At 68.4% G+C, this 20,798-nt stretch carries 21 protein-coding genes and 1 pseudogene; 6 read left to right on the top strand and 16 right to left on the bottom strand.

Annotation, left to right across the window (positions count from 1 at the left end):
• Positions 1–60: 60 nt before the first annotated feature.
• From ACFVM3_RS25145 to ACFVM3_RS25135, 3 genes are all read right to left on the bottom strand, one after another.
• Positions 61–717, bottom strand: a complete 657-nt coding sequence (locus ACFVM3_RS25145; RefSeq protein WP_378442261.1) for an RES family NAD+ phosphorylase — start codon at positions 715–717, stop codon at positions 61–63.
• 96 nt (positions 718–813) lie between these two features.
• Positions 814–1,395, bottom strand: coding sequence for a DNA-binding protein (locus ACFVM3_RS25140; RefSeq protein ID WP_340688302.1), 582 nt, complete (start codon positions 1,393–1,395; stop codon positions 814–816).
• Between the two features lie 335 nt (positions 1,396–1,730).
• Positions 1,731–2,711 carry a LacI family DNA-binding transcriptional regulator gene (locus ACFVM3_RS25135; protein WP_378442259.1) on the bottom strand — a complete coding sequence of 327 codons (981 nt, stop codon included), beginning with the start codon at positions 2,709–2,711 and terminating at the stop codon, positions 1,731–1,733.
• A gap of 114 nt (positions 2,712–2,825) precedes the next feature.
• On the opposite strand from ACFVM3_RS25135, the gene ACFVM3_RS25130 reads away from it, so the two are divergent.
• Positions 2,826–4,349, top strand: coding sequence for an FGGY-family carbohydrate kinase (locus ACFVM3_RS25130; RefSeq protein ID WP_378442257.1), 1,524 nt, complete (start codon positions 2,826–2,828; stop codon positions 4,347–4,349).
• On the opposite strand, the gene ACFVM3_RS25125 is transcribed toward ACFVM3_RS25130, so the two are convergent.
• Positions 4,280–4,966 carry a helix-turn-helix domain-containing protein gene (locus ACFVM3_RS25125; RefSeq protein WP_378442255.1) on the bottom strand — a complete coding sequence of 229 codons (687 nt, stop codon included), beginning with the start codon at positions 4,964–4,966 and terminating at the stop codon, positions 4,280–4,282. The two genes, ACFVM3_RS25130 and ACFVM3_RS25125, sit on opposite strands and share 70 nt — an antisense overlap.
• Before the next feature lie 30 nt (positions 4,967–4,996).
• Here ACFVM3_RS25125 and ACFVM3_RS25120 point away from each other — a divergent pair, with 30 nt between their 5' ends.
• The 3 genes from ACFVM3_RS25120 (at position 4,997) to ACFVM3_RS25110 (ending at position 7,376) form a co-directional block, all read left to right on the top strand.
• Entirely contained in the window at positions 4,997–5,401 is a 405-nt protein-coding gene (locus ACFVM3_RS25120) for an NUDIX domain-containing protein (RefSeq protein WP_378442253.1), read from the top strand.
• Positions 5,402–6,091: 690 nt separating this feature from the next.
• Positions 6,092–6,586 (top strand): MmpS family transport accessory protein, encoded by a 495-nt coding sequence (locus tag ACFVM3_RS25115; RefSeq protein ID WP_378442251.1) that lies wholly within the window; start codon positions 6,092–6,094, stop codon positions 6,584–6,586.
• A gap of 22 nt (positions 6,587–6,608) precedes the next feature.
• Positions 6,609–7,376 (top strand): ABC transporter permease, encoded by a 768-nt coding sequence (locus tag ACFVM3_RS25110; RefSeq protein WP_378442249.1) that lies wholly within the window; start codon positions 6,609–6,611, stop codon positions 7,374–7,376.
• Here ACFVM3_RS25110 and ACFVM3_RS25105 read toward each other — a convergent pair.
• From ACFVM3_RS25105 to ACFVM3_RS25060, 10 genes and pseudogenes are all read right to left on the bottom strand, one after another.
• Positions 7,339–8,025, bottom strand: coding sequence for a histidine phosphatase family protein (locus tag ACFVM3_RS25105; RefSeq protein WP_378442247.1), 687 nt, complete (start codon positions 8,023–8,025; stop codon positions 7,339–7,341). The two genes, ACFVM3_RS25110 and ACFVM3_RS25105, sit on opposite strands and share 38 nt — an antisense overlap.
• Before the next feature lie 181 nt (positions 8,026–8,206).
• Positions 8,207–10,075, bottom strand: a complete 1,869-nt coding sequence (locus ACFVM3_RS25100; protein WP_378442276.1) for a Na+/H+ antiporter — start codon at positions 10,073–10,075, stop codon at positions 8,207–8,209.
• 40 nt (positions 10,076–10,115) lie between these two features.
• The gene (locus ACFVM3_RS25095) at positions 10,116–10,511 is read right to left on the bottom strand and encodes a VOC family protein (RefSeq protein WP_378442245.1); all 396 of its coding nucleotides are present in this window, start codon (positions 10,509–10,511) and stop codon (positions 10,116–10,118) included.
• Between the two features lie 5 nt (positions 10,512–10,516).
• The gene (locus tag ACFVM3_RS25090) at positions 10,517–10,921 is read right to left on the bottom strand and encodes a helix-turn-helix transcriptional regulator (RefSeq protein ID WP_378367503.1); all 405 of its coding nucleotides are present in this window, start codon (positions 10,919–10,921) and stop codon (positions 10,517–10,519) included.
• 115 nt (positions 10,922–11,036) lie between these two features.
• Positions 11,037–14,087 carry a carbohydrate-binding protein gene (locus ACFVM3_RS25085; protein ID WP_378442243.1) on the bottom strand — a complete coding sequence of 1,017 codons (3,051 nt, stop codon included), beginning with the start codon at positions 14,085–14,087 and terminating at the stop codon, positions 11,037–11,039.
• Between the two features lie 165 nt (positions 14,088–14,252).
• Entirely contained in the window at positions 14,253–14,639 is a 387-nt protein-coding gene (locus ACFVM3_RS25080; RefSeq protein ID WP_378442242.1) for a YchJ family protein, read from the bottom strand.
• Positions 14,640–14,652: 13 nt separating this feature from the next.
• Complete coding sequence (locus tag ACFVM3_RS25075; protein ID WP_378442240.1) at positions 14,653–15,030, bottom strand: DUF1801 domain-containing protein; 378 nt, start codon at positions 15,028–15,030, stop codon at positions 14,653–14,655.
• Positions 15,031–15,101: 71 nt separating this feature from the next.
• Positions 15,102–15,305 carry a DNA-binding protein gene (locus tag ACFVM3_RS25070; RefSeq protein ID WP_378442238.1) on the bottom strand — a complete coding sequence of 68 codons (204 nt, stop codon included), beginning with the start codon at positions 15,303–15,305 and terminating at the stop codon, positions 15,102–15,104.
• Positions 15,306–15,364: 59 nt separating this feature from the next.
• On the bottom strand, positions 15,365–16,192 hold the full coding sequence (locus tag ACFVM3_RS25065) for a hypothetical protein (protein ID WP_378442236.1): 828 nt from the start codon (positions 16,190–16,192) through the stop codon (positions 15,365–15,367).
• A gap of 166 nt (positions 16,193–16,358) precedes the next feature.
• A pseudogene (locus tag ACFVM3_RS25060) lies at positions 16,359–17,601 on the bottom strand (DUF222 domain-containing protein).
• A gap of 204 nt (positions 17,602–17,805) precedes the next feature.
• Between ACFVM3_RS25060 and ACFVM3_RS25055 the strand changes: the two are divergent.
• Together ACFVM3_RS25055 and ACFVM3_RS25050 are read left to right on the top strand one after the other, a co-directional pair.
• On the top strand, positions 17,806–18,102 hold the full coding sequence (locus tag ACFVM3_RS25055; protein WP_378442234.1) for an antibiotic biosynthesis monooxygenase: 297 nt from the start codon (positions 17,806–17,808) through the stop codon (positions 18,100–18,102).
• Positions 18,103–18,183: 81 nt separating this feature from the next.
• A complete protein-coding gene (locus ACFVM3_RS25050; RefSeq protein ID WP_378442232.1) occupies positions 18,184–18,981 on the top strand; it encodes a DUF1684 domain-containing protein in 798 nt (265 codons plus the stop codon).
• On the opposite strand, the gene ACFVM3_RS25045 is transcribed toward ACFVM3_RS25050, so the two are convergent.
• On the bottom strand, positions 18,963–19,958 hold the full coding sequence (locus tag ACFVM3_RS25045; RefSeq protein ID WP_378442230.1) for a BtrH N-terminal domain-containing protein: 996 nt from the start codon (positions 19,956–19,958) through the stop codon (positions 18,963–18,965). The two genes, ACFVM3_RS25050 and ACFVM3_RS25045, sit on opposite strands and share 19 nt — an antisense overlap.
• Positions 19,955–20,758: a MerR family transcriptional regulator gene (locus tag ACFVM3_RS25040; protein ID WP_378442229.1), complete on the bottom strand. Its 804-nt coding sequence runs from the start codon at positions 20,756–20,758 to the stop codon at positions 19,955–19,957. The genes ACFVM3_RS25045 and ACFVM3_RS25040 overlap by 4 nt, the downstream gene beginning before the upstream one ends.
• Between the last annotated feature and the right edge of the window lie 40 nt (positions 20,759–20,798).

The raw sequence follows: 20,798 nt of genomic DNA, 5'->3' as shown, positions 1-20,798 counted from the left end.
GCCATGAAAGGTCCTTTCCTTGCAAAATTCGCAAGGAAAGGACCTTTCATGGCACTGGGGTCAGCTGAGAAGCGTGTAGTTCAGCTCTTCGCACACCCGGCCCAGCGGGACGTCGAGCCCCGGATGGTCCAGCGGGAGCAGGACGTCCGGCGCGACCGGCAGCGAGTTCCCGGCGGGCGGGTCCCACAGCGCGAGCGCGGGGCCGCCGGAGTCCATGGACGACCGGTACCAGACGCCGTCGAGGTCACCGAAGGCGGCGCGGATGGCGCGGGCCCAGGTCTGGGTGATCTTCTTCGGGCCGCTGGAGATCTCCTGCGAGGCGCCGACCCTGGTCGGCCACAGGCCGGCGAGGTCGAGCAGCCGCAGCGTGCGGGTCGGCCGGACGACGACCAGGCGCGGGCCGCGGGACTTGCGGTCGACCGTCGACGTGGTCTGGAAGACCTCCGCGATGCTGGTGCGCACGGTGAGACCGAAGTACAGGACGCCGTTTCCGGGGTCGGTGACCGGACGACCGCCGCGACCGGGGGTCTGCGGGTCGAACCGGCCGTGCGGAAGCGGGCCGGTGTAGCGGAACGAGTTCCACTGCTGGGGGTGGTTGCCGTGCGCGGTGAAGATCCTGACCAGCCTGGTGCCGGGGTGCACCGTCACCACGTCGTTGGTGCGGTGCAGCTCCTTGACCAGGACAGAGCGTGCGGGCGGCAGGGGGAGCCGGGCCATACCTCGGGAGTCGTCCGTCCTTGTCGGGTGATCTTGCTCGGTGGGGTCAGCCTACGGCCTACCCCCGACTGAAATTTCCGTCGTCGGGCAAGGATCTCAGAACGGCGAGCCCAGCGTGGCCACCAGTCTCGCGACGTGCTCGGGGTCGCCGCCGGAGAGGAGCCATTGGCGCGGGGTGGCGGGGTGCTCGTTGATCACCAGATCGGCCTGCGGAGTGCTCATGAACGCGGCGACGACGAGCGCGGGCTGGTCTTCGGGGACGGCGCGCAGCACGACCTCCAGGCCGGGCAGCACCCCGGAACCGGCGAACTGCCAGGCGGGCAGGCGCCAGCCCTGGTCCTTCCATCCGGTGAGCCTGCCTTCCTTCAGGCGGTGCCGGATCCGGCTGTCGTCCACGCCCAGTGCCTTCGCCGCCTCCAGTACGCTCAGCGCGGAATCGGCGAGTACGGCGTGCGCGGCGACCGTGCGGGCACGGAAGTCCGGCTCGTCCTCGCCCCGGGGGGAGAGGTCCAGGCCGACGTCGGTGAGCGCGGCCCGCTGGTCCGCCGAGAAATAGTGCGACGGATCGGGGTTCGGTGGAGTCAGTCTCCGCGCCGCGTCCTCGACGAGGTTCAGGAACTCGTTGGCGTCGACCTTCAGGCCCGCCTTGGCGAGAACGTTCTCGAGCGCTATGGACATAGCGCCTAGGGTAACGCGTCTGTGCGGGTTCGTGCGGTCTCATCTCGATTTCGTGGGTGAATTCACCAGAGATGAACACAGAGTGCACGGAATCAAACACGCGCAGTAGGCAATGTCGCCACAGTCTGCCTGGATCGGGCGAGCTTGTCCAGGACTTCGGCTTGACAGGTGGTAAACGGGAACTTACCTTCCGAATGGTAAACGATTTCTTCCCACCGCTTCGGAGAACCCGGCTGGCGTGGGGCCGGCTTGGGGGAACAAGGGGGTGGGGCGTTCCTGGGCGGCCGGTGCGAACCGGTCGCCCAGGCACGTCGTGCACCTGGGATCTCCGGGTGTCAGCCGCGCCGTGAACTCCGGCGCACGATCAGTTTCGCCTGCAGTGTGGTCGTGGTGGCCTTGCGCGTGCTGTCGCCGATCCGGGCGAGCAGCAGTTCGGCGGCGACCCTGCCCACCTCGTTCGCGGGCTGGGCGACCACTGTCAGCGGCGGGTCGATCAGCGTCGTCCACGGCGCGTCGTCGAACGACACGATCCCGACGTCCTGTCCCGCTCGCAGACCGCGTGCGGCCAGTGCCTCCAGGACACCGATCGTCATCGTGCTGTTGCCGACCAGCAGCGCGTCCGGCGGCTCGGGTTCGTCGAGCAGGCTGAGCGCGGCGAGCCTGCCGCCCTCGGCGCGGAATTCGGCCCGCCGGGTGAGCGCGTTCTCCTCGCCGACGGCATCGGTGTAACCGGCCAGCCGGTCTTCGGCCGTGCGCACCCCGGGCGGTCCGCTGACGCAGGCGACCCGCCGGTATCCGCCGTCGAGCAGATGCCGGGTGGCGTCGCGGGCGGCGAGGCGGGTGTCGACCAGCACCTGGTCGCCGGTGTTCTTCAGCAGCGGCCGGTCGACGGCGACCACGGGAGTGCCGCGTTCGGTCAGCCGGTCGACGTTGGTGGCCCGGCCGGTGGGGGAGAGCACCACGCCGGCGACCCGCTCCTGGAGCGCGACGTCTATATAGCGCCGCTCCTTCTCCTCGTTGTCGTCGGCGTTGCACAGCACCACCGAATAGCCCGCCGTCTGCGCGATGTCCTCCACGCCGCGGGCGATCGCGGTGAAGAACGGGTTCTCCACGTCGGAGATGATGAGCGCGAGTACCGCGGTCTCCTGACGGCGCAGATTCCTCGCGAGGCCGTTCGGGTGATACCCCAATTCGGCCGCGGCGGCCTGCACCCGTGCCGCGAGCACCGGGTCCACAGTGGACTTCCCGTTGAGCGTTCTCGACACGGTCGCCGTCGAAACCCCGGCCTTCGCCGCCACGTCGTTGATGGTGGCCACCGTGACCTCCCCTTCCGCAGGTGTGTTGACACCCTCGCACGGGAAGAATAGCTTGGCCGACAATCGTTACCATCCGCTGATCGCGCTACTCGCGCGGAGGAGTTCGGAGGCGTCGTGCGGGAACCGGGCCTGGTGCTCGGCATCGACATCGGCACCTCGAGTTCCAAAGGTGTCCTGGTCGATTCCCGGGGCGCCGTGGTGGCCCGGGCGTCCCGGCCGCACGGAACTTCCCGTCCGCGTCCCGGCTGGTTCGAGCACGACGCGGAAACCGTGTGGTGGCAGGACTTCGTGGCGCTGGCAAGGGAACTTTCGGCGGGCGCCGGGGATCATCCCATCATCGGAGTGTCGGTCAGCGGGATCGGGCCGGTGCTGTTGCCCGCCGACGCTTCCGGGAAACCTTTGCGCCCGGCGATCCTTTACGGCGTCGACACTCGCGCTTATGACGAAATCCGGGAACTGAATCGGGAATTCGGCGAAGAATCCATTGTGGAACGCGGCGGGAGCGCGCTCGGCTCACAGGCCGTCGGGCCGAAATGGCGCTGGCTGGCCAAGAATGAGCCGGACGTATTCGAGCGGGCGAAGCTCTTCCTGATGGCGAGTTCGTTCCTCGTGCTGCGCTTGACCGGTGAATACGTCCTCGACCATCATTCGGCGAGCCAATGTGATCCGATGTACGACCTGCGCGAGGCCCGCTGGGCGCCGGACCGGGCCGCCGCGATCGCCCCCGGTGTCGAGCTGCCGAGGCTCGCGTGGCCGACCGAGGTCGCCGGTTCGGTCACCGCCGAGGCGGCCGCGGAAACCGGCCTGCCGCAAGGGATCCCGGTGACCGCGGGGACTGTGGACGCCTGGGCCGAGGCGACCAGCGTCGGGGTCACCGCGCCTGGGGACACGATGCTCATGTACGGCACGACGATGTTCCTGATCCAGCTGCTCGCCGATCCCCGTCCAGTGCGGGGGCTGTGGACGACCCGCGGTGCCTTCCCCGGCAGCTATTCGCTCGCCGCGGGGATGGCCACCTCCGGCGCGATCACCGATTGGCTGCGGGATCTCGTCGGCGGTGAGTTCGCGGAACTGGCCGCGGCGGCGGCCGAGGTCCCGGCGGGCAGCCGCGGTCTGCTGATGCTGCCGTACTTCGCGGGAGAACGGACGCCCGTGCCGGACCCGGACGCGCGGGGTGTCATCGCCGGGCTCACCACCTCCCATGGTCGTGCCGATCTGTACCGCGCCGCCCTGGAAGGCACGGCGTACGGCGTGCGGCACAACCTCGAAGCCATGCGGGAGGCCGGTGGCGGCACCGGCCGGATCGTCGCCGTCGGTGGCGGGACACAGGGCGGGGTGTGGACGCGGATCGTCAGCGACGTCGCGCGGATCGACCAGGAGATCCCCGCGGAAACCATCGGTGCCGCGTTCGGAGACGCGGTCCTCGCCTCGATCGCGTTGGGGAGGGAACCGGATATCGAAGCCTGGAACCCCGTCGCCGAGATCGTCCACCCCGGCGCGGACGCCGAGGTCTACGACGAGTTCTACCCGTATTACCGTGACCTGTACCGGTCCACTGTGGACATCGCTCACTTCCTGGCGCGGAAGAACTCACTCGCTTTCAGCCCGGAGAGCTCCCGGCAATCGCGGCTCAGGTGAGCCTGGTCGGCGTACCCCGCCGAAAACGCCAGCGAGGCGAGATCCGGCGCCGTTCCCGCGAGGGCGATGGCGCGCTGGAACCGGGTGACACGCAGGTACGTGGCGGGGCCGTAGCCCACCGCGAGGGTGAACCGCCGCCGCAACTGCCGTTCCCCGGTGGTGAACCACTTCAACGCGGCGGAAACCCGGGGCGCCCCGCCGTCCAGCCTGGTGATGAGCTCCGAAACCTCCCGGTCGGCTCGTCCTGCTCCGCGCCGCTCGACGACGTCGGCCAGCGAAGCGGCACCTGAGAGCACGCGTTCGGCCAGCAGCGCGCCCTCCCCGCCCCACAGGTCGCCGAGGGGGACACGCTGATCGCGTAGCTCGTCGGCGCCCAGGCCCAGGACGTCACAAGCTCTGCCGGGGGCGAATCGCACGCCCCTTGCCCGTTCGCCGGTCTCCCAGGTCCAGGCCGCGGTGTCCGGTCCGGCGACGAAGACCTCACCGCCGCTCTCCACCAGATCCACGCAGCCGTCGGGCACGATCCGCTTCGGCGCCGTGCCCGTTTCCTCCCACAGGCAGCGCACGATGCCCGCCAGCTCGCCGGGTGCCGTCGTCTCCCGATACACAGTTGCCATGATGCCCCTGGCCTACGACAGAATCAGGCCGTGTCCGAAGCAGAAATCGATTCACTGGCCTGGATCCACGTCCGCGACCGCCGCCTGCTGTCGGTGCGGACCGAGGGAAAGGCCAAGTTCTACCTACCCGGGGGCAAACGTGAACCGGGAGAAGGCGACGTCGCCGGGCTGTGCCGGGAGATCAGAGAGGAGCTCGGCATCGAGCTCGACCCGCGGAGTTTCCGGTTCTTCGCGGTGCTGAACGAGCAGGCCGACGGATATGCGGACGGTCGCCGCGTCCGCATGACCTGCTACACCGCCGACCATCGCGGGGAGCCCACGCCCGGCCGCGAGATCGCGGAGTCCGCCTGGCTGTCGTCGGCCGACGCGCACCTCTGCCCGCCGGCAGGACGGCGGGTGCTCGGATTGCTCGCCGACGCGGGTCTCGTCGACTAGGCCGTGGGCGGGTCGGCGGCGGGGTGAAGGCTCCCCTCGTCGCGTCTGATGCGGTGATGGGAGCCTTCGGCCCTGGTCGTGAGTGGTGAGGACGGTTAGAGCCAGCCGTGTCTTGGCTACCTGCTGCCGATGTGCCGGTGGCGTTTTCGCGTGACTGGATGGACGACACACGTGTTGGGATGGACGACACGCGTGTTGGGATGGACGACTCGCGTGTTCAGGCGGACGACTCGCGGTGGGACCGGGCCGCGCGTCGTGTCGTCCATCCAGTCACGCGTGTCGTCCGCCGGATCACGCGTGTCGTCCGGTCGATCACGGGAAATCGGCGGTCCTGGACCTCGTGAGTGGCGTTTCGGGTTAGAACCCCAAACGCCACTCACGACCGGCGACCGGAGGTGAAGGGGCCTTTCACTGCATCAGACGCGGCGAAGGGAGCCTTCAGCCCACCGCCGGCCCAGCCCGCGAACAGGACTAGCAGTACGTCGACCAGACCGGATCACTCAAAGTGAGCTGTTCGGCTCACTTTGCTTACGCCGATCGCTCCATGACCAGCGGCTCCCCACTCACTGGGACACCCAAAAGGGTGAATATCGGGTTTCTTCCCGATAACGGCTAACGCGGAGTCACTTTCGTGCGAGAAGTAGACGACGCGCTCGACGGAAGCGCGCTCGGACGAGAGAAGACCTCTCCATGGGTGTTCCCACCGCGACCCCTTCGGCATCGGCGCCAGGGCAGGGTGCCCCAGGCAGGCTGAAGCCGCTGGGGACCGTCGTGGTCGTGCTGGGGGTGATGGCCGTCGCCGTCACCCTGACCAGTTACGTGCTGCCGAAGGCCTCCAGGCCCGTGCAGAACCCGCCCGCGCCGCAGGTCGAACAGGTCGAACAAGCCGCGGCCGCCGTGCGCGCCGTGATCCACTCCGTCGTCTACGAGCTTTCCGGCGCGGAGGGCGCCCAGAACGTCACCTACGTCGCGCAGGGTTCCGAACTCATGCAGAAGACCGAAGTGACGGCGCCGTGGAGCACCACCTTCGAGCGCAGGAGCCACGAAGGCCACGACGAGTTCTACAGCCTTTCCGCGCGGGGGGCGGGCAGCGGCGCGTTGCGGTGCCGGATCCTCGTCGACGGCGTGGTCGTCAGCGAGCGCGCCGCTCCCGCCGCGGGCGCTCCGGTGACCTGCACGGCGTAGGTCCTACGGCAGGATCATCCGGGTGACGGATGGTGCGATCGCGTTCGGCCCGGTGCTCGCCTCGGTCTTGGCCGTGCTGGCGATCTTCGGCGCGGCGGTGGTGCAGTTCGGGCGGCTGGGGCAGGGCAAGGCGGTGCTGTTCGCGGCCGGGCGCGCCGTCGTGCAACTCGCCGCCGTGTCGCTGGTGATCGTCGGGATCCTGAAATCCGGGTGGCTGACCGGCGGTTTCGTGCTGCTGATGTTCACGATCGCGGCGGTCACCTCCGCGCGCCGGATCGGCGTGGCGAAGGATCTCGTGTGGGTCGCGCTCGCCATCGCGTCCGGCGTGGTGCCGGTGCTGACGCTCGTGCTCGCGACCGGGGTGGTCCCGTGGCGGCCGATCGCGATCGTGCCGATCGCCGGGATCGTCATCGGCGGCGCGATGTCCGCGACCTCGCAGGCGGCGAGGCGCGCGCTGGACGAACTCGTGTCGCGGCACGGCGAGTACGAAGCCGCGCTGGCGCTGGGATTCCTGCGCCGCCCGGCCGCGCTGGAGATCTGCCGCCCCTCGGCGGGACACGCGCTGATCCCCGCCCTGGACCAGACCCGCACGGTCGGCCTGGTCACCTTGCCCGGCGCCTACGTCGGTGTCCTCCTCGGTGGCGCCGGGCCGGTGCAGGCCGGCGTGACCCAGGTACTCGTGCTCATCGGGCTGCTGGCCGCCGAGGCGGTCGCGGTCCTGGTCGTCGTGCACCTGGTCGCGGCGGGGCGGATCAGCCGAGCGGCGACTGAAGATGCGCCGTGTCGTTGAACCGCCGCACCATCCAGTCTTCGCCCGACACCACCAGATGCGAGATCGAGCCGTTGTCCGCCCCGAGGAACGCGAACCGGTTCTTCGCGCCGCTCGCCTGCGCGAAGACCTCGCCGATGACACCGCCGTGGGTGAACACGGCGATCCTCCGGTCCGGGTTGGCCGCCGCCAGCCTGCCGATGGTCGCCCTGATCCGCCCGCCGAACGACTCCATCGTCTCCGCGCCGGGAATGACGTCCCAGCGCTGTTCACGCCACAGCTGTTCGACGATCGGGTGACCTTCGTAGGTGTAGCGCCGGAAAAGCCCGTTCTCCCACTCACCCAGGTGGATCTCGCGCAGGTCCGGCTCGACCTCCGGCGTGAGCCCGAGCTTCGCCGCCAAGGGCGCCGCGGTCTGCGGCGTCCGGCGCAGTGTCGTCACGTACAGCGCGGAGATCCGCTCGTCCGCGAGACGGCGGCCCACCCGCTCGGCGTGGTCCCTGCCCTCCGGCGCGAGATCCGGATCGGCCTGCCCGTCGACGAGGTCGAACGGCGCGCTGCCCTTCGCCGGGGCCGATTCCCCGTGGCGGACAAGGAAGATCTCGGTCGCGCCGGGCGGGGGAGAGAACCGGTGCTGGCGGTATTCGACTTCCTGCTCAGGGGTGCTCATGCTCCGGACGATACCCAGGTCGCGTCCGGTGCGTCTTGTCCGCGATCTCCGCGCCCAGCCGGCCCCTGACGGCACGGGCGGATGCGGCCGAGTACGACCCGGTACGAGGCCGATCCGCCCGCACCGCCAGGAACCACCTGGATCACGGAGCCCATCGGACAAGACACACCGGACACGACCTTCAGCCCAGCTGTTTGTCCACGAAGCACCAGCGCCAGGTCTCGCCGGGTTCGTGGCTGCGCATCACCGGGTGCAGGGTGTCGTGGAAATGCTCGGTCGCGTGCTTGCCCGGTGAGGAGTCGCAACACGCGACGTTCCCGCATTTGACGCATTCGCGCAGATGCACCCAGGTCATCCCGTTCTCGACGCAGACGGCGCAGACGTCGGGGGAGCTGGGTTCGACCGCGGGCCACTCCTTGGTCAGATGTTTGCAGGATCCCGCCGTCGCGGCGGGGGTGCGTAGTTCCCGATCTGAGTCCGGCACGGCCTCCTCCTCCCTGTCCAGCATGGATTCCTCGATGTCGAGGCGTTCGAGGATCCGGCGCAGGACATCATCATCGGCCATTCCGGAGTCACGCGCCTCCAGGAACTTCTCCCGCTCGACTTCGAGCAGCCGCAGCCGAAGCCGCCGGTACGCGTCGCTCGGGGTTTCGGTCAGCGTGCTCTGCCTGCCGAGTTCCTCCCACGCCGAGTCCGAGCGGTGCTGGAGCCGGCTGCGCAGGCGTTCGACGATGTCGTCGGGATCCTCGGGGGTCCGGATCTTCTCCAGCTCTTCGAGCGCGGCCCTCGTCATGTCGTGGAGGACGGCCGCCTCCTGCAGCGCGTCCTCGGCAGGGTCGGGCGGCGGCAGTTTCAGGCGGCGCACCAGCACCGGCAACGTCGTCCCGTGCAGCAGCAGCGTTCCCGCCACCACGACGAACGCGACCAGCACCAGCACCGCCCTCTGTGGGGTGTCCGCGGGCAGCACGAACGCCGCCGCGAGCGTGACGACCCCGCGCATCCCCGCCCACGCGATCACCGCCGAATACCGCCACGGCCAGGCGTGACGGTGGAACACGCGTCGGGCCAGGCCGATGCCCGCCATCCAGACGATCCGGGTGACGATGGTCGCGGCCAGGGTGGCGGCGCAGATCAGGACCAGTTCGAGCGCGGTGAGCCCGCTGTCGCCGACCTCGGTCATGATCCGGCGGACCTGCAGGCCGATCAGCAGGAAGACGATGTTCTCCAGCAGGAACTGGATGGTCTGCCAGTTCAGCCTGCTGGCCAGGCGCGAGCGGCCGGACAGCATGCTCGGCGCCTTGTGCCCGAGGATCAGCCCCGCGACGACCACGGCGATCACGCCGGACCCGTGGATCGCCTCGGCGGCGAGATAGGCGACGAACGGGACCACCAGCGAAAGCGCGGTGTCGGTGACCGGATCTTCGAGGCGGGTGCGGATCAGCGCGGTGAGCGCGCCGACGGCGAACCCGATCACCAGCCCGCCGCCCGCGGCCAGCAGGAAATCCCCGCCGACCTGCAGCAGGCTCACCGAACCCGCGATGGCCGCGATGGCGGTCCTCAACGCGACCAGCGCGGCCGCGTCGTTGAACAGGCTTTCGCCCTCCAGCAGTCTGGTCAGCTTGCGCGGCATCCCGACCTTGCGGGCGACGGCGGTGGCCGCGACCGCGTCGGGCGGCGCGACCACCGCGCCGATCGCGAGCCCGGCGGCCAGCGGCAGACCGGGGATCACCAGCCACGCCACGACCCCGACCGCGGCCGTGGTGAAGATGACGAGCCCCACCGACAACAGCAGGATCGGCCCGCGGTTGCGGCGGAAGTCGATGAGCGACGTGCGGATCGCGGTGGCGTACAGCAGCGGGGGCAGCAGCCCCAGGAGCACGACCTCCGGATCCAGTTCGTATTCCGGGACGCCCGGCACGTACGACGCGGCGACCCCGACCGCGATCAGGCACAGGGGCGCCGACCAGTCGAGTTTCCGCGCCGCGGCGGTGACCAGGAGGACGGCCACCACCAGTGCCACCAGTTCTACCGCGATCTCCACGCCGCTCATCATCACCCGGGAGCGTCAATACGCGCGCATCGAGGCCCGGCTAACGCTCCTCGAACCGCACCAGAGTGCCCGCCGGGTCGCGGAAAGAGCAGTCGAAAGCGCCCCAGGACTGCTTCATCGGTTCTTGGACGACGTCCGCGCCCGCCGCCTGGATCCGGTCGAAGGTGCCGACCAGATCCGGCGTGGACAGCACGATGATGCCGTGGACGCCCTTGGCCATCAGCTCGGCGATCGTCGCCCGTTCCTCCTCGGTGATCTCCGGATCGGCGGCGGGCGGGTGGAGCACGAGCGACGTCTCCGGCTGTCCCGGCGGGCCGACCGTGGCCTGGAGCGGGCCCTGGTCGCGCACTTCGAAGCCCAGGATGTCGCGATAGAAGGAAAGTGAAGCTTCGAGATCGTCCGCGGGAAGGTAGGACGCCTGAATCGAGAGGGTCATACGACTCAAGGTAGGTCGGCGCGCGGCGGCGACGCTTCTCGATTCCTGATCGGTCGCATGACCTGTTTGACGACGCAGCCGGGCATGCCCCGGCCGTCTTCCGCCGCCTGTTTGCGGTACGCGCTCGGCGAGATGCCGACCAGTTCGGAGAAACGCGTGCTGAACGTGCCCAGCGACGAGAAACCGACGTCGAAGCACACTTCGGTGACCGACATGTCCCCGCGTCGCAGCAGCATCATGGCCCGCTCGATCCGGCGGGTCATCAGGTAGCTGTACGGCGATTCGCCGTACGCGGCGCGGAACTCGCGGCTGAGGTGCCCGGCGGACACATGCACGCCGCGCGCCAGCGCTTCGACGTCCAAAGGCTGCGCGTAGTCGCGATCGATCCGGTCGCGGACACGGCGCAGCATCGCCAGGTCCCGCAGACGCGGGTCGGGTTTGCCGGTCACCCGGAAAGCGTAACCCAAGCCCCGACGGGAGAGGCCCCCTCGCCGGGTGGCGAAGGGGCCTCTGGCGACGCCCGGTCTAGAGGGTGATCTTGTCGATGTTGGGGCCGCCGTTCGCCGTGGTGGCGACCGCCTTGATCTTGTTCACCCCCGCCGCCAGCGTCACCTTGACGGTCCTGGTCGTCCAGTTCGGCCAGGCCCCGGTGCCGCCGAAGCCGACACCGGAAGCACTGATCGAGCCGTTGACCGAGAAGTCCAGCGGCCGGTTCGCCGTCGACCCGTTGGCGTAGCGGACGACCACGTCGTAGGTGCCCGCGGCCGGCACGTTCACCGTCCACTCGACCGAGCTGCCCGCGACGTTGTCGTAGTTGACGAAGCCGGTGCCGGTGAACCCGGCGTGGTTCGACTCCACCGCGCCGCGGTCGATCGTGGCGTCCTCCGCCTGGTAGTCGATCGGGTCGGCCGGTCCGGAGCCGTCGGCGGGAACTGTCTGCGTGCCGGTGTTCCAGCCCGAGACGCGGACCGAAGGCCTGGAGCCCTTGAGGTCGGCGGTGCGGTACTTCGCGGTCAGAGTGGTCGTTTCACCCGGCCACAGGCTCACCGCGTTGTCGTTCCACTCCACCGGCAGCACCGGCTTTCCCGCGGCGTCCACGACCTTCGAGTCGACGTAGAACGCCGGGAGCTTGCCGCCCGAGGTGTTCTTCAGCGTCACGGTGGTCGTGGTGGTGCCGTCGCCACCGGCGACCGACTTCGCCGTCGCGCTGACCGCGGACTGCCCGAGGTTCTTCAGACCGGACAGGTCTGCGTAACCCGACTGAGGTGTGTAGTACCAGTCGCTGCCGGCCCAGTTCAGCGTGTCGGCCTTGGTGGAGAGCCAGTACACGTTCCGGCTGACCTCCTTGCCGGACGAGTCGGTGAGCACCAGCTTCGCCAGGTAGGTCGTCGAAAGCCCGCTCACCGCCGGGACGGTGACCGCGGTGGCCTTGGCGCCCAGCGCGCCGACGGACAGCCCGGTCTTGGTGTTGCTGTACTTCTCGGTGCCGTCGAGGTTGTACAGCTTCGTGGTCGCCGTCAGCCCGCTCACCGCGTTCGACGTCTGGTTGATCACCACGACCGACCGGTTGTCGTGCGAGTACTGGATGTGCAGCGGCTCGTTGGCCTTCTTCGCCCCGTAGTAGGCGCCGTTCTGGTCCATGTAGGCGTCGAACAGCTGCCAGTGCAGCGAGGTCCACGGGCTGTTGAGCATCCAGTAGATCAACCCTGTCGACGGGTTGGTCGAGTCTGTGTAGTTGCGCGAGTGCGACTCGAACTCCGCGCGGACGTTCTCGTACTGCGCGAGCTGCGCCTTCCGCACGAAGTCGTTCAGGTCGGCCGGCGCGCCGTAGCGCTTGGTGAGCGCGTTGGCGAACAGCTTCAGGTTCGCGAACGTCGTCGACGAAGAACGGTGGTACTGGGGTGCCGACGGGTCCTTCCACATCGTTTCGAGCTCGCTGTCCGACATCATCCGCTTCAACGTGTCCATCGTCGGGATGTCGACGCCCGCGCTGGTCTCGGAGTTGAAGCTCCAGGCGCCACCTCGGTCCTTCTGCGACTTGTCGTACCAGTAGACGGGCGGGACGTAGTCGTACGGGCCGTTCATCTTCATGCCGGAAGCGCCCGTGATCGGGGACGGCCGCTTCGACGCCGACGGGATCACCGGGAGGGTGAAGTCGGCGGCCTTCATCGCGTCGAGGTAGCCCTGTTCGATCCGCCGGTCCGGCGCGAAGTCGCTGCCGATGTGGAAGGAGATGACGCTCGGGTGGTCACGCAGGCGCTCGGCCTCGGAGAACATCGACGCCTTGGCGATCGGGTAGTCCGATTCGACCCACGGCTCGCCCTTCTCCTCGCCGTTGACGTGTCCTTCCCATTTGTCGCAGCATTCCCAGCCCGGCATGGTCAGCACACCGAGGTCGTCGGCGAGGTCGAAGAACTCGTCCGGCTCGATGTGGCCTTCCAGCCGGACCGTGTTGAGGCCGAGGTTCAGCACGTATTTGAGCTTGTCGGCCGCCGCGGTCTCGTTCCAGCGCAGGAACAGGTCCGGGGTGTAGCCGCCGCCCCTGATCAGCAGCGGTTTGCCGTTGACGCTGTACTGCCGCCCGCCGCTGGAGTTCAGCGGCGCCTTGACGTCGCGGACGCCGAACTTCGACTTCGAGGTGTCCGACGGCGTGCCGCCGACACTCGCGGTCAGGCCGAGTTCGTACCGGTGCTGACCGCCCATCCCGGCCGGCCACCAGAGATTCGGCTTGTCGAGGCCGACCACGCCGAAGGTGACCGTTTTGCGTTCCTTGGCGGCAAGCGAGACCGTCTGGGTGATCGGCTTGCCCGCGACCGTGCCGGCGACGGTGGCCTGCACCGCGTTCGCCGAGTCGTTGCGGACGTCGGCCTTCACCGTCAGGTCGGCGCGGTCCAGCGAGGAATTCAGCTTCTGGACCACGTGGGCGCTGCGCAGCGCGACCGGGCCGCTGCGGCGGACGAGGACGTCGCGCACGATGCCCATGTTCTGGTCCGGCGGGGTCTGTGCCCAGTCGATCCAGCCCATCGAGAGGTCGTTGTTGGGATCGTTGGGGTAGACCTTGAACGCGACGCTGTTGACGCCCTGGCGCACGTGCGCGGTGATGTCCAGGTCGTGCCGGGTGTAGGCGCCGTTGACCTGATCCTTCGTCGCGATCCTTGTGCCGTTGACCCAGACGTCGGCCTTGGAGAGCACGCCGCTGAAGTCGAGGTACGTGCGCATCGAGGTGTCCTCGACGTTCAGGTCCGTGCGGTACCACCACGGCACCGAGAACTGCGCGGTCGGGACGTTCTTCATGTTCGTCGAGTAGAACGGGTCGGCGTACTTGCCGTTCTGCAGCAATCCGGCGTAGACCGTCGAGCGCGACGACACCGGATACCAGCCGGCGGTGGGGAAGCCCGGCTTCGACACGGCCGAATCGTCGCTGACCTGTGCCGAAGACTGGATCACGTAGCCGGGGATCGGGGTGGCGTTGCCCGCGGCGGCGCCGACGGACAGCGGCACGGCCACTTCCGCGCCGGTGGCCGCGGGGGCGCTGGTCACTCCGCAGACCGCGGCGGCCAGGGCGGTGACGGTCATGGCCAGTAACGGGATCCGGGTTCTCTTCTGCCGAAAACTCACGAGCGCGCCTCCTTGGGCACACGGCGGCGGACCTTGGCGAAATCGTTAAGAAAGTTCCCTAACAATATGGGGAGAGATAGTAGCCGCCACGTCACGCGGAGAACAGACCCTTGCGCGGGTTCGTCAGCTGACGGGCGCCACGTAACTCCACTGCCCGTCGACGCGGACGAAGGAGCTGTTCTCGTGCATGCTGCCGGGTTGACGGTCCTGCCGGTAGTGGGCGCGGAACTCCACGGTGCCCTCGTTCTCCAGGAGGCCGCCGCCGGTCTTGCCGAGGATCTCCAGGTACGTCCAGCGTTGCCCGGGATCGAGTTCGAGATCGGTGGGCCTGGTCTTCGGGTGCCAGGTCTTCGTGAGGTATTCGGTGTCGCCGACGGCGAACGCGCTGAACCGCGACCGCATCAGGAGTTCGGCGGTCGGCGCGGTCGCGGCTCCCCGGTGGAAGCGGCCGCAGCACACGCCGTAGGGCTCGCCAAGGCCGCAGGGGCAACGGGACTCGTCGGTGATCACGCCGCCGATTGTGTCACCGCGCCGCCGCGGTGGTTTCGAGGTCTCGCGCCTGCTTGAGCCAGCCGGTGAACAGATCGGCGTCGATGTCCTCGACGGAGCGCAGCTTGACGTGCGCCATCTCCCGTGCGCTCGCTTCCAGCCTGCCGGACTCGTCGTCGACGAGCTGCCCCTTCCACAGGGCGAAGGTGACGTACGACGAGTAGGCCTTCATCAGGCAGGTGAGGTTCTTCCCGACGGCTTCGCCGGCGCTCCACGTCGGTGAGGCGTGGTACATCGCCTCGATGGAACCCGGCAGGGCGGCGTTGACGATCGGGCGCAACGCGGTGGCGACTTCGCGCAGGTTCTCGGGCAGGGCGGCGATGTAGTCGTCGACGTTCGCGAACTTGGCCATGACTCGTTCTCCTTCGGTCGGTGTGGTGCCCAGCCAACCGCCCGAAGGGTGAAGTTGTCAAGACAAAAAAATTAGTCGGTGGGTTTGAATGTCTGACCTCGTGTTTCCAGCGCCTCGCGGATGATGCGGAGTGCTTTGGGGCCGACGCCGTGCAGGCCCGCGAGCTCGGCTTCGGTGGCGCGGGTGAAGTGCTCCAGCCGCGTGTAGCCGGCCGCGGTGAAGGCGCGCGTCGCCGGGTTGCCGATGCCGGGCGGCAGGTCGGGCTGATCGTTCATGGGTGTCCTCTTCGGTCGGTGTCCGGCCTGGTCGCCGCCCATTGTGGACCGGTGCGGGGTCAAGGTGCGGGGAACTCGACGGCGACGTCGACGGCGGTCTCCAGCGTCGCTTCGCCGGGCCGTCCCGAGGCTGGGGCGGATTCGGCGATCACGACCAGCTTCTTGGTCAGCCTGGAGTCGTAGTTCTTGCCGGTGAAGCGGCTTCCCGGCGGTGCTTCGCCGAGGAGCACGACGTTGCCGGTGCCGTCCTTGTCGACAAGCCGTTTCAAGTCGCTCGCCTCGCCCGCCCTCGGCATCTTCACCCATGCGACGGACACGGCGATCGTGTTCCCGGCGCCGTCGTCGACGGTGACCACCACGCGGTCGAGATCCACGCAAGGATGGCGCAGGAAGAAACGCTGGACTTCGCCGAAAGAATGCGGTCCGCAGGTGAGTTCGCGCTTGGCGGTCCTCTTCAGCTGGCGCCAGCCCAGGCGTTGCCATGTCTCGGCATGGCGGCCTTTCTGTGCGGATTTCTTGCTGGAGCTTTTCCCTTTGAGGGCTTGGCTCGTGGCGGAATCCAGGGAGGCGGCAGTGCCTCCGCCGATGCCGTTGGTGGCGGCGACGACCACTCCTGCCGTGGCCATCGCGCCCGCGCCGTACTTGTATTTGATCCAGCGGCCGTCGGGGCCACGTGGTTGATCCACCATGATGCGTTCCGTCCCCTCCCAAGTCCGGAACGGCCGATCTTGCTCCGGGTTTTGCGGAATAATCGAGAGCTCTTGCGTCAATACGCCCGAACGGCGCAATCGATGGTCGGGTTTCCGCCGGTACCGAACGGTTTCCGGGGAAGCGCGGCTTGCCAGGGTGGGGCGCCTTGGCCTGGGCGCGATGAGGGGGGTCTTCATGTACTTCGAACGGGAGTGTTGTCCGGTGGGCAGATCTCGTCCATGACGCCGAGGTCGTCGCGTTGAGGGGGCATCGGCAGGTAGTGAAGGAGGCCTTCGCGGAGTGCCTGGGGGTGGGCATAGCGAGGGGCTCGTCGCCGGTGTGGCTGGCGGGCTCCTCGGGGGTTCAGCGGTGGTGGAGGGTGTTGCGTCTGGGTTGCCGGAGCGGGTCTCGGTATTGGGGTGGGATGAACTCTGGTAACCCGTCGGCGGCCATGCGGACTTCCCAGTCGCCGTGGTGGATCAGCCGATGGTGGAATCCGCACAGCAGCACGAGATTCCGGAGATCCGTGGGGCCGCCGTCTGACCAGTGCACGATGTGGTGAGCGTGGCAATTCTTCGGTTTCCGATGGCAGCCGGGGAACGCGCAGCCACCGTCGCGGATGTTCAGCGCGCGGCGTTGGCCGGGGGTGACGAAGCGCCGGAGTCGTCCGACGTCGAGGGGTTCTCTGGCGGCGTTCAGCACGACCGGCAGCATGAGGCAGTCGCAGGCGGCGAGGCGGGCTTCGCGGGCGGTCATGGTGCCGACGAAGTCGAGGCAAGCGGTCCCGAGGCCGGACTTGAGTTCGTCGAGGCTGATGGTGACGTTCACGAGGGTGCGGTAGCCGTTGGTGCCGGGCTGGTCCGGGCACGCGATCGCCAGGTCGAGGATGTCGACCCACGCGTCGCCCAGGCGTTCGCATTTCATCCGCAGATCCGCCTGCCCGAATTCGTCCACCGGTCGCGGCTGGGCGTAGGCCTCCAATGCGGCGGCGGTGCGGGCCCCGGTCTCGTCATCGAGCAGACCGGTCAGCTTCCAGAATCCGTCTTTGCGGCGCTCCAGGGTGATTTCCCGGCGCGGCTCTTTGGGTTCCGGGTCTTTCGGCTCGTTCCCGTCGGGATCGAGCAAGGCGAGGAGGTTCGCTTCGGCTTCCGCGAGCTGGCGGGGACCGGCGTCGCGGGCGAGATTCGCGAGGATCTTCTCCGCACTGGACCGGTCTTCGTCGGGGAGTTTCTTCAAGATCTCCAGGATCTGATCGATCCGCTCGTCTCCAACCAGACCCTCCGCGGCGACCGCAGCGGTGGCGGGCAGCGCAGGCGGGACTTCGGTGCCATCCAACGCGCGGGTGGGGTTCAACGCGAGCGCCCGCTTCACCACCGGGCCTGCTTCACCGCGCGACAACCCCGCCACATCCGCGAACCACGCGGCCGTCGACCCGTAGCCGTACAAGTCTTTGACGCCCCGAGACTCGATCTCCGCCAGGAATCTCCCCAGCCCCGGCGGTGGCCATCCGAATCACCCGCAGAGACTGCTGCACGCCATGCGCAAGTTCCAGCTTGCCGGCACGCCACAACTCCTGCGGCAACTCGGGAAGGAAGGTCTCGGACACCCCTCAATAATACCGCAAAACAATCGAACACGCGTTCGTAATATTAAGTAACAAGCGAAACTCGCGAACAACACTGAAGTGTGAATTCGCCTCGTGCGGTGACCACGCAAGGAAGGCGTGACGCAATTAGTCGACTAAATACAGACCCGCGTGCGAAGCGAGTAGCCGAACCCTTGCGAAAGGTAATCGCTTAGCATCGGCACCATGACGACAGTGGAACTGACCCGCTTCAAGGTCCCGTCCGACCGTGCGGACGAACTGCTCCAGGCCCGCCCCGCGATGCTCGCCGACTTCCGGGCCGACCGGGAAGGGTTCCTTGATGCCCAGCTGATCCGGGTCGACGACGAAACCTGGCTCGACATCGTGTGGTGGCGCTCCTCGGAGGACTTCGCCGCGTCCCGTGAGAAGGGGGCGAACCTGCCGGGGATCAAGGCGTTCTTCGCGCCCATCGCCGAGTTGGTCTCCGCCGAGGAGGGCACCACCGAGGACTACCGGGCATAGCCCACATACCGGGACACGAAATATCGCCGCTCCCGGCCCGTTGACCTGGGGGAATGAGCAAGGTCACGGAAAGGATCGGCGATGAGCACAAGCCTGGACACGTTCACGCGGGACTGGCGGGACTGGAAGACCCAGCGCGAGCGCGATCTCGCCGATCCGCTCGGCTGGCTCGCCCTGGTATCCCTCGACTGGCTCGAGGACAAGCCTCGCGCGTACGACGGGCTGCCCGGCCTGTGGTGGCAGGACGCCGACGCGGCGTACCTCGACCCTCAGGGCGCGGATCTCTCGCACGACGGCGAGCGGATCACCGATGTTCGTCGTTTCGAGCTCATCAACAGCGGTGCGACCACCCGGGTCGTCGCCGGCGACGTCGAGATCGAGGTGGCGCGCCGCGGCGGGTACCTGATCCGGACGCACGACCCGAAGGCACCGGTGCTGAACGCTTTCCGGGGTGTCCCGGCGTACGAGCCCGACGCGGCATGGGTGCTGTCCGGGACTTTCGAGCCCTTCGACGAGCCGCGGCCGACCACTGTCGGAGCGGTCGTCGAAGGGCTCAGCCACGTCTACGTCTCGCCGGGTGTCGTGCGGTTCGAGTACGACGGCGTGGAGCACACGCTCACCGCGTTCAACGGCAAGAAGGACGGCCTGCTCATCCTCTTCACCGATGCCACGAGCGGCGTCACCACCTACGCGGCGAACCGGTCGCTCGCGGTGCCGCCTCCCGCCGACGACGGGTCGGTGGTCCTCGATTTCACCCGCGCGACGAACCTGCCCTGCGCGTTCACCGATTTCGCCACGTGCCCGTTACCGCCGGCGGGCAACGACCTGCCGTTCGCGGTGGAAGCGGGGGAGAAGCTGCCCTACGAACGGCTGGGCTGAACAGTCGCGAGCGCCGTCATCGCCTCCTGTTCGAGCCGGGCCAGCTCGGACAGGAGGGCGGACGCGTCGTGCAGTTTCCCGGCGTCGCCGGTTTCCCCTGCCCGGGTGAACAAGTCCGCGACTTCTGTCCATAGTGGAGTGATTTCGCGGTATTTCTCATACGCGGTGCGGAGACCTGCGTCGTCGACGAGGGCCGCGGCTTCTTCGAGGAAGTCACGGTAGATCCGGCGGAAGAGCGCCCCTCCGGTCCCTGCCCGCTCCATCAGGACGGCGGCCTGCGGAAGGTCGCGCGCCGGATCGTTGCTGCGCTCCAGCCATTTCCGCACCTGGACGGCGGCCTTGCCGATCCCGCGGTACCCGAGGTTCGCGATGGGCGGGTCGAGGAACTCCGCCGCGTTGGCCAGGACGGCCGTGCGGATGGCGTCGGTGAGCGGAACGGGTGGCGCGTCCACGCCAATTGTGAACGAGCGGTTCTTCCCCGTCATCGGGCCCTTCTCCCCACGGGCGCGTTCGAGGCTCTCCAGTGACGTCGATACGGAGCCACCCTGCTGTGCCGTGTCGACAAGGAAAGCGCGCTCGTCGTCATAGCCGTACAAGGCGGCGAAGTGTCCTCCGAAGTGGACCTTCGACGTGAAGTACTCCAGGTGGTACGAGTCGAGCTGAAGACCGACCGGCACACCGGCGTCGATCTCTTCGGCCACGTTCCGCCACGCCGTGCGCGCCGACGTCGTTTCCTTGACCCGCAACAACAGCCCGAGCCGGTCGGTCAGCTTCCGCGTGATCTCGACGGGTTTGCTGCGCCCGCCGAGGAACGGGAACGGCAGGTTCTTCCCGTCCCAGTAGATGAAGCCCAGGCTTTCGCCGAGTCCGAACAGCATCGGCTCGGACAGCTCGATCCCGGCGTGCCGCAGGAGGACGCCGAGCGTGCTGGTCTCGCAGTGCTCCCCGCCCGCGGACGCGATTCCTTCGATGATCACGAGTTCACCGGCCAGGCGATTTCGGTGCGGTAGGCCTCGGGTGCGACGTCCGGCCCGGGCGCCACCAGGTACAGCTCCTCGGCGGGCCCAGCCGGGACCCGGTCGCGTTCGGCGATCCAGCGGCCGAGCGATCGGTATGCGGTCTCGACGTCTTCATAGCCACCTTCGTGGATCGTCGCCACGAGCAGTGCACCGGGAAGCTCGGCGGGACCGATCTCCCCGTCGTCCCGCACCGGCCCGTCGACCGGGACGAACAGTTCGACGGTCAGCTCGTCGGGGGCGTCGGTGACGTAACGGGCCCCGGGCGGTCCGGACGGCGTGACGCCTTGCGCGCCGAGCGCCGCGAACAGCCGGGCGTACCCAGGGCCGATCAGCTCGGCCAGACCGCTCAGCGGCGTCCGGATCGACAGGCGGGCGATCGGCCGCGGTGCGCGCACGCGTTCGTAGACATGCAGCCACCGCGCCGGTTCGGCGAGCACGGAGTCGAGCCCGTCGGTGATCGCCGCGAGTTCCGCGGCGCGCGCCGCCACCCGGTCGTGGTGTCGTTTGATCGCGGCTTTCACCTCTGCCGGGTCGCCCGCGTCCAGGATCGCCGCGATCTCGGCGAGCGGAACCTCCAGCTCACGCAGCCGCCGGATCAGGCTCGCGCGCGCGAACTGTTCGAGCGAATACCGGCGGTACCCGGTGCCGGGGTCGACACTGGCGGGTACCAGCAGCCCGATCCGGTCGTAGTTCCGCAGCGCGCGGACCGACAGCCTGGTGGCGTGCGCGAACACGCCGATCGGCATCAGGGTCGTCATGGGACCAGCCTGGACCCTCTCCCGGGGAGAGGGTCAAGCC

The sequence above is a fragment of the Amycolatopsis sp. NPDC057786 genome, from assembly GCF_042797905.1.
In the GTDB taxonomy this organism is placed as follows: domain Bacteria; phylum Actinomycetota; class Actinomycetes; order Mycobacteriales; family Pseudonocardiaceae; genus Amycolatopsis.
The sequence above is the reverse complement of the archived record's forward strand: the minus strand, read 5'-3'. Positions and strand labels throughout refer to the sequence as shown.

Bases quoted from the DNA above. Each gene is read 5' to 3' on its own strand.
- ACFVM3_RS25145 (WP_378442261.1), bottom strand. From the start codon at position 717: ATGGCCCGGCTCCCCCTGCCGCCCGCACGCTCTGTCCTGGTCAAGGAG.
- ACFVM3_RS25140 (WP_340688302.1), bottom strand. From the start codon at position 1,395: ATGTCCATAGCGCTCGAGAACGTTCTCGCCAAGGCGGGCCTGAAGGTC.
- ACFVM3_RS25125 (WP_378442255.1), bottom strand. From the start codon at position 4,966: ATGGCAACTGTGTATCGGGAGACGACGGCACCCGGCGAGCTGGCGGGC.
- ACFVM3_RS25115 (WP_378442251.1), top strand. From the start codon at position 6,092: ATGGGTGTTCCCACCGCGACCCCTTCGGCATCGGCGCCAGGGCAGGGT.
- ACFVM3_RS25105 (WP_378442247.1), bottom strand. From the start codon at position 8,025: ATGAGCACCCCTGAGCAGGAAGTCGAATACCGCCAGCACCGGTTCTCT.
- ACFVM3_RS25100 (WP_378442276.1), bottom strand. From the start codon at position 10,075: ATGAGCGGCGTGGAGATCGCGGTAGAACTGGTGGCACTGGTGGTGGCC.
- ACFVM3_RS25095 (WP_378442245.1), bottom strand. From the start codon at position 10,511: ATGACCCTCTCGATTCAGGCGTCCTACCTTCCCGCGGACGATCTCGAA.
- ACFVM3_RS25090 (WP_378367503.1), bottom strand. From the start codon at position 10,921: ATGCTGCGCCGTGTCCGCGACCGGATCGATCGCGACTACGCGCAGCCT.
- ACFVM3_RS25085 (WP_378442243.1), bottom strand. From the start codon at position 14,087: ATGACCGTCACCGCCCTGGCCGCCGCGGTCTGCGGAGTGACCAGCGCC.
- ACFVM3_RS25075 (WP_378442240.1), bottom strand. From the start codon at position 15,030: ATGGCCAAGTTCGCGAACGTCGACGACTACATCGCCGCCCTGCCCGAG.
- ACFVM3_RS25070 (WP_378442238.1), bottom strand. From the start codon at position 15,305: ATGAACGATCAGCCCGACCTGCCGCCCGGCATCGGCAACCCGGCGACG.
- ACFVM3_RS25065 (WP_378442236.1), bottom strand. From the start codon at position 16,192: ATGAAGACCCCCCTCATCGCGCCCAGGCCAAGGCGCCCCACCCTGGCA.
- ACFVM3_RS25055 (WP_378442234.1), top strand. From the start codon at position 17,806: ATGACGACAGTGGAACTGACCCGCTTCAAGGTCCCGTCCGACCGTGCG.
- ACFVM3_RS25050 (WP_378442232.1), top strand. From the start codon at position 18,184: ATGAGCACAAGCCTGGACACGTTCACGCGGGACTGGCGGGACTGGAAG.
- ACFVM3_RS25040 (WP_378442229.1), bottom strand. From the start codon at position 20,758: ATGACGACCCTGATGCCGATCGGCGTGTTCGCGCACGCCACCAGGCTG.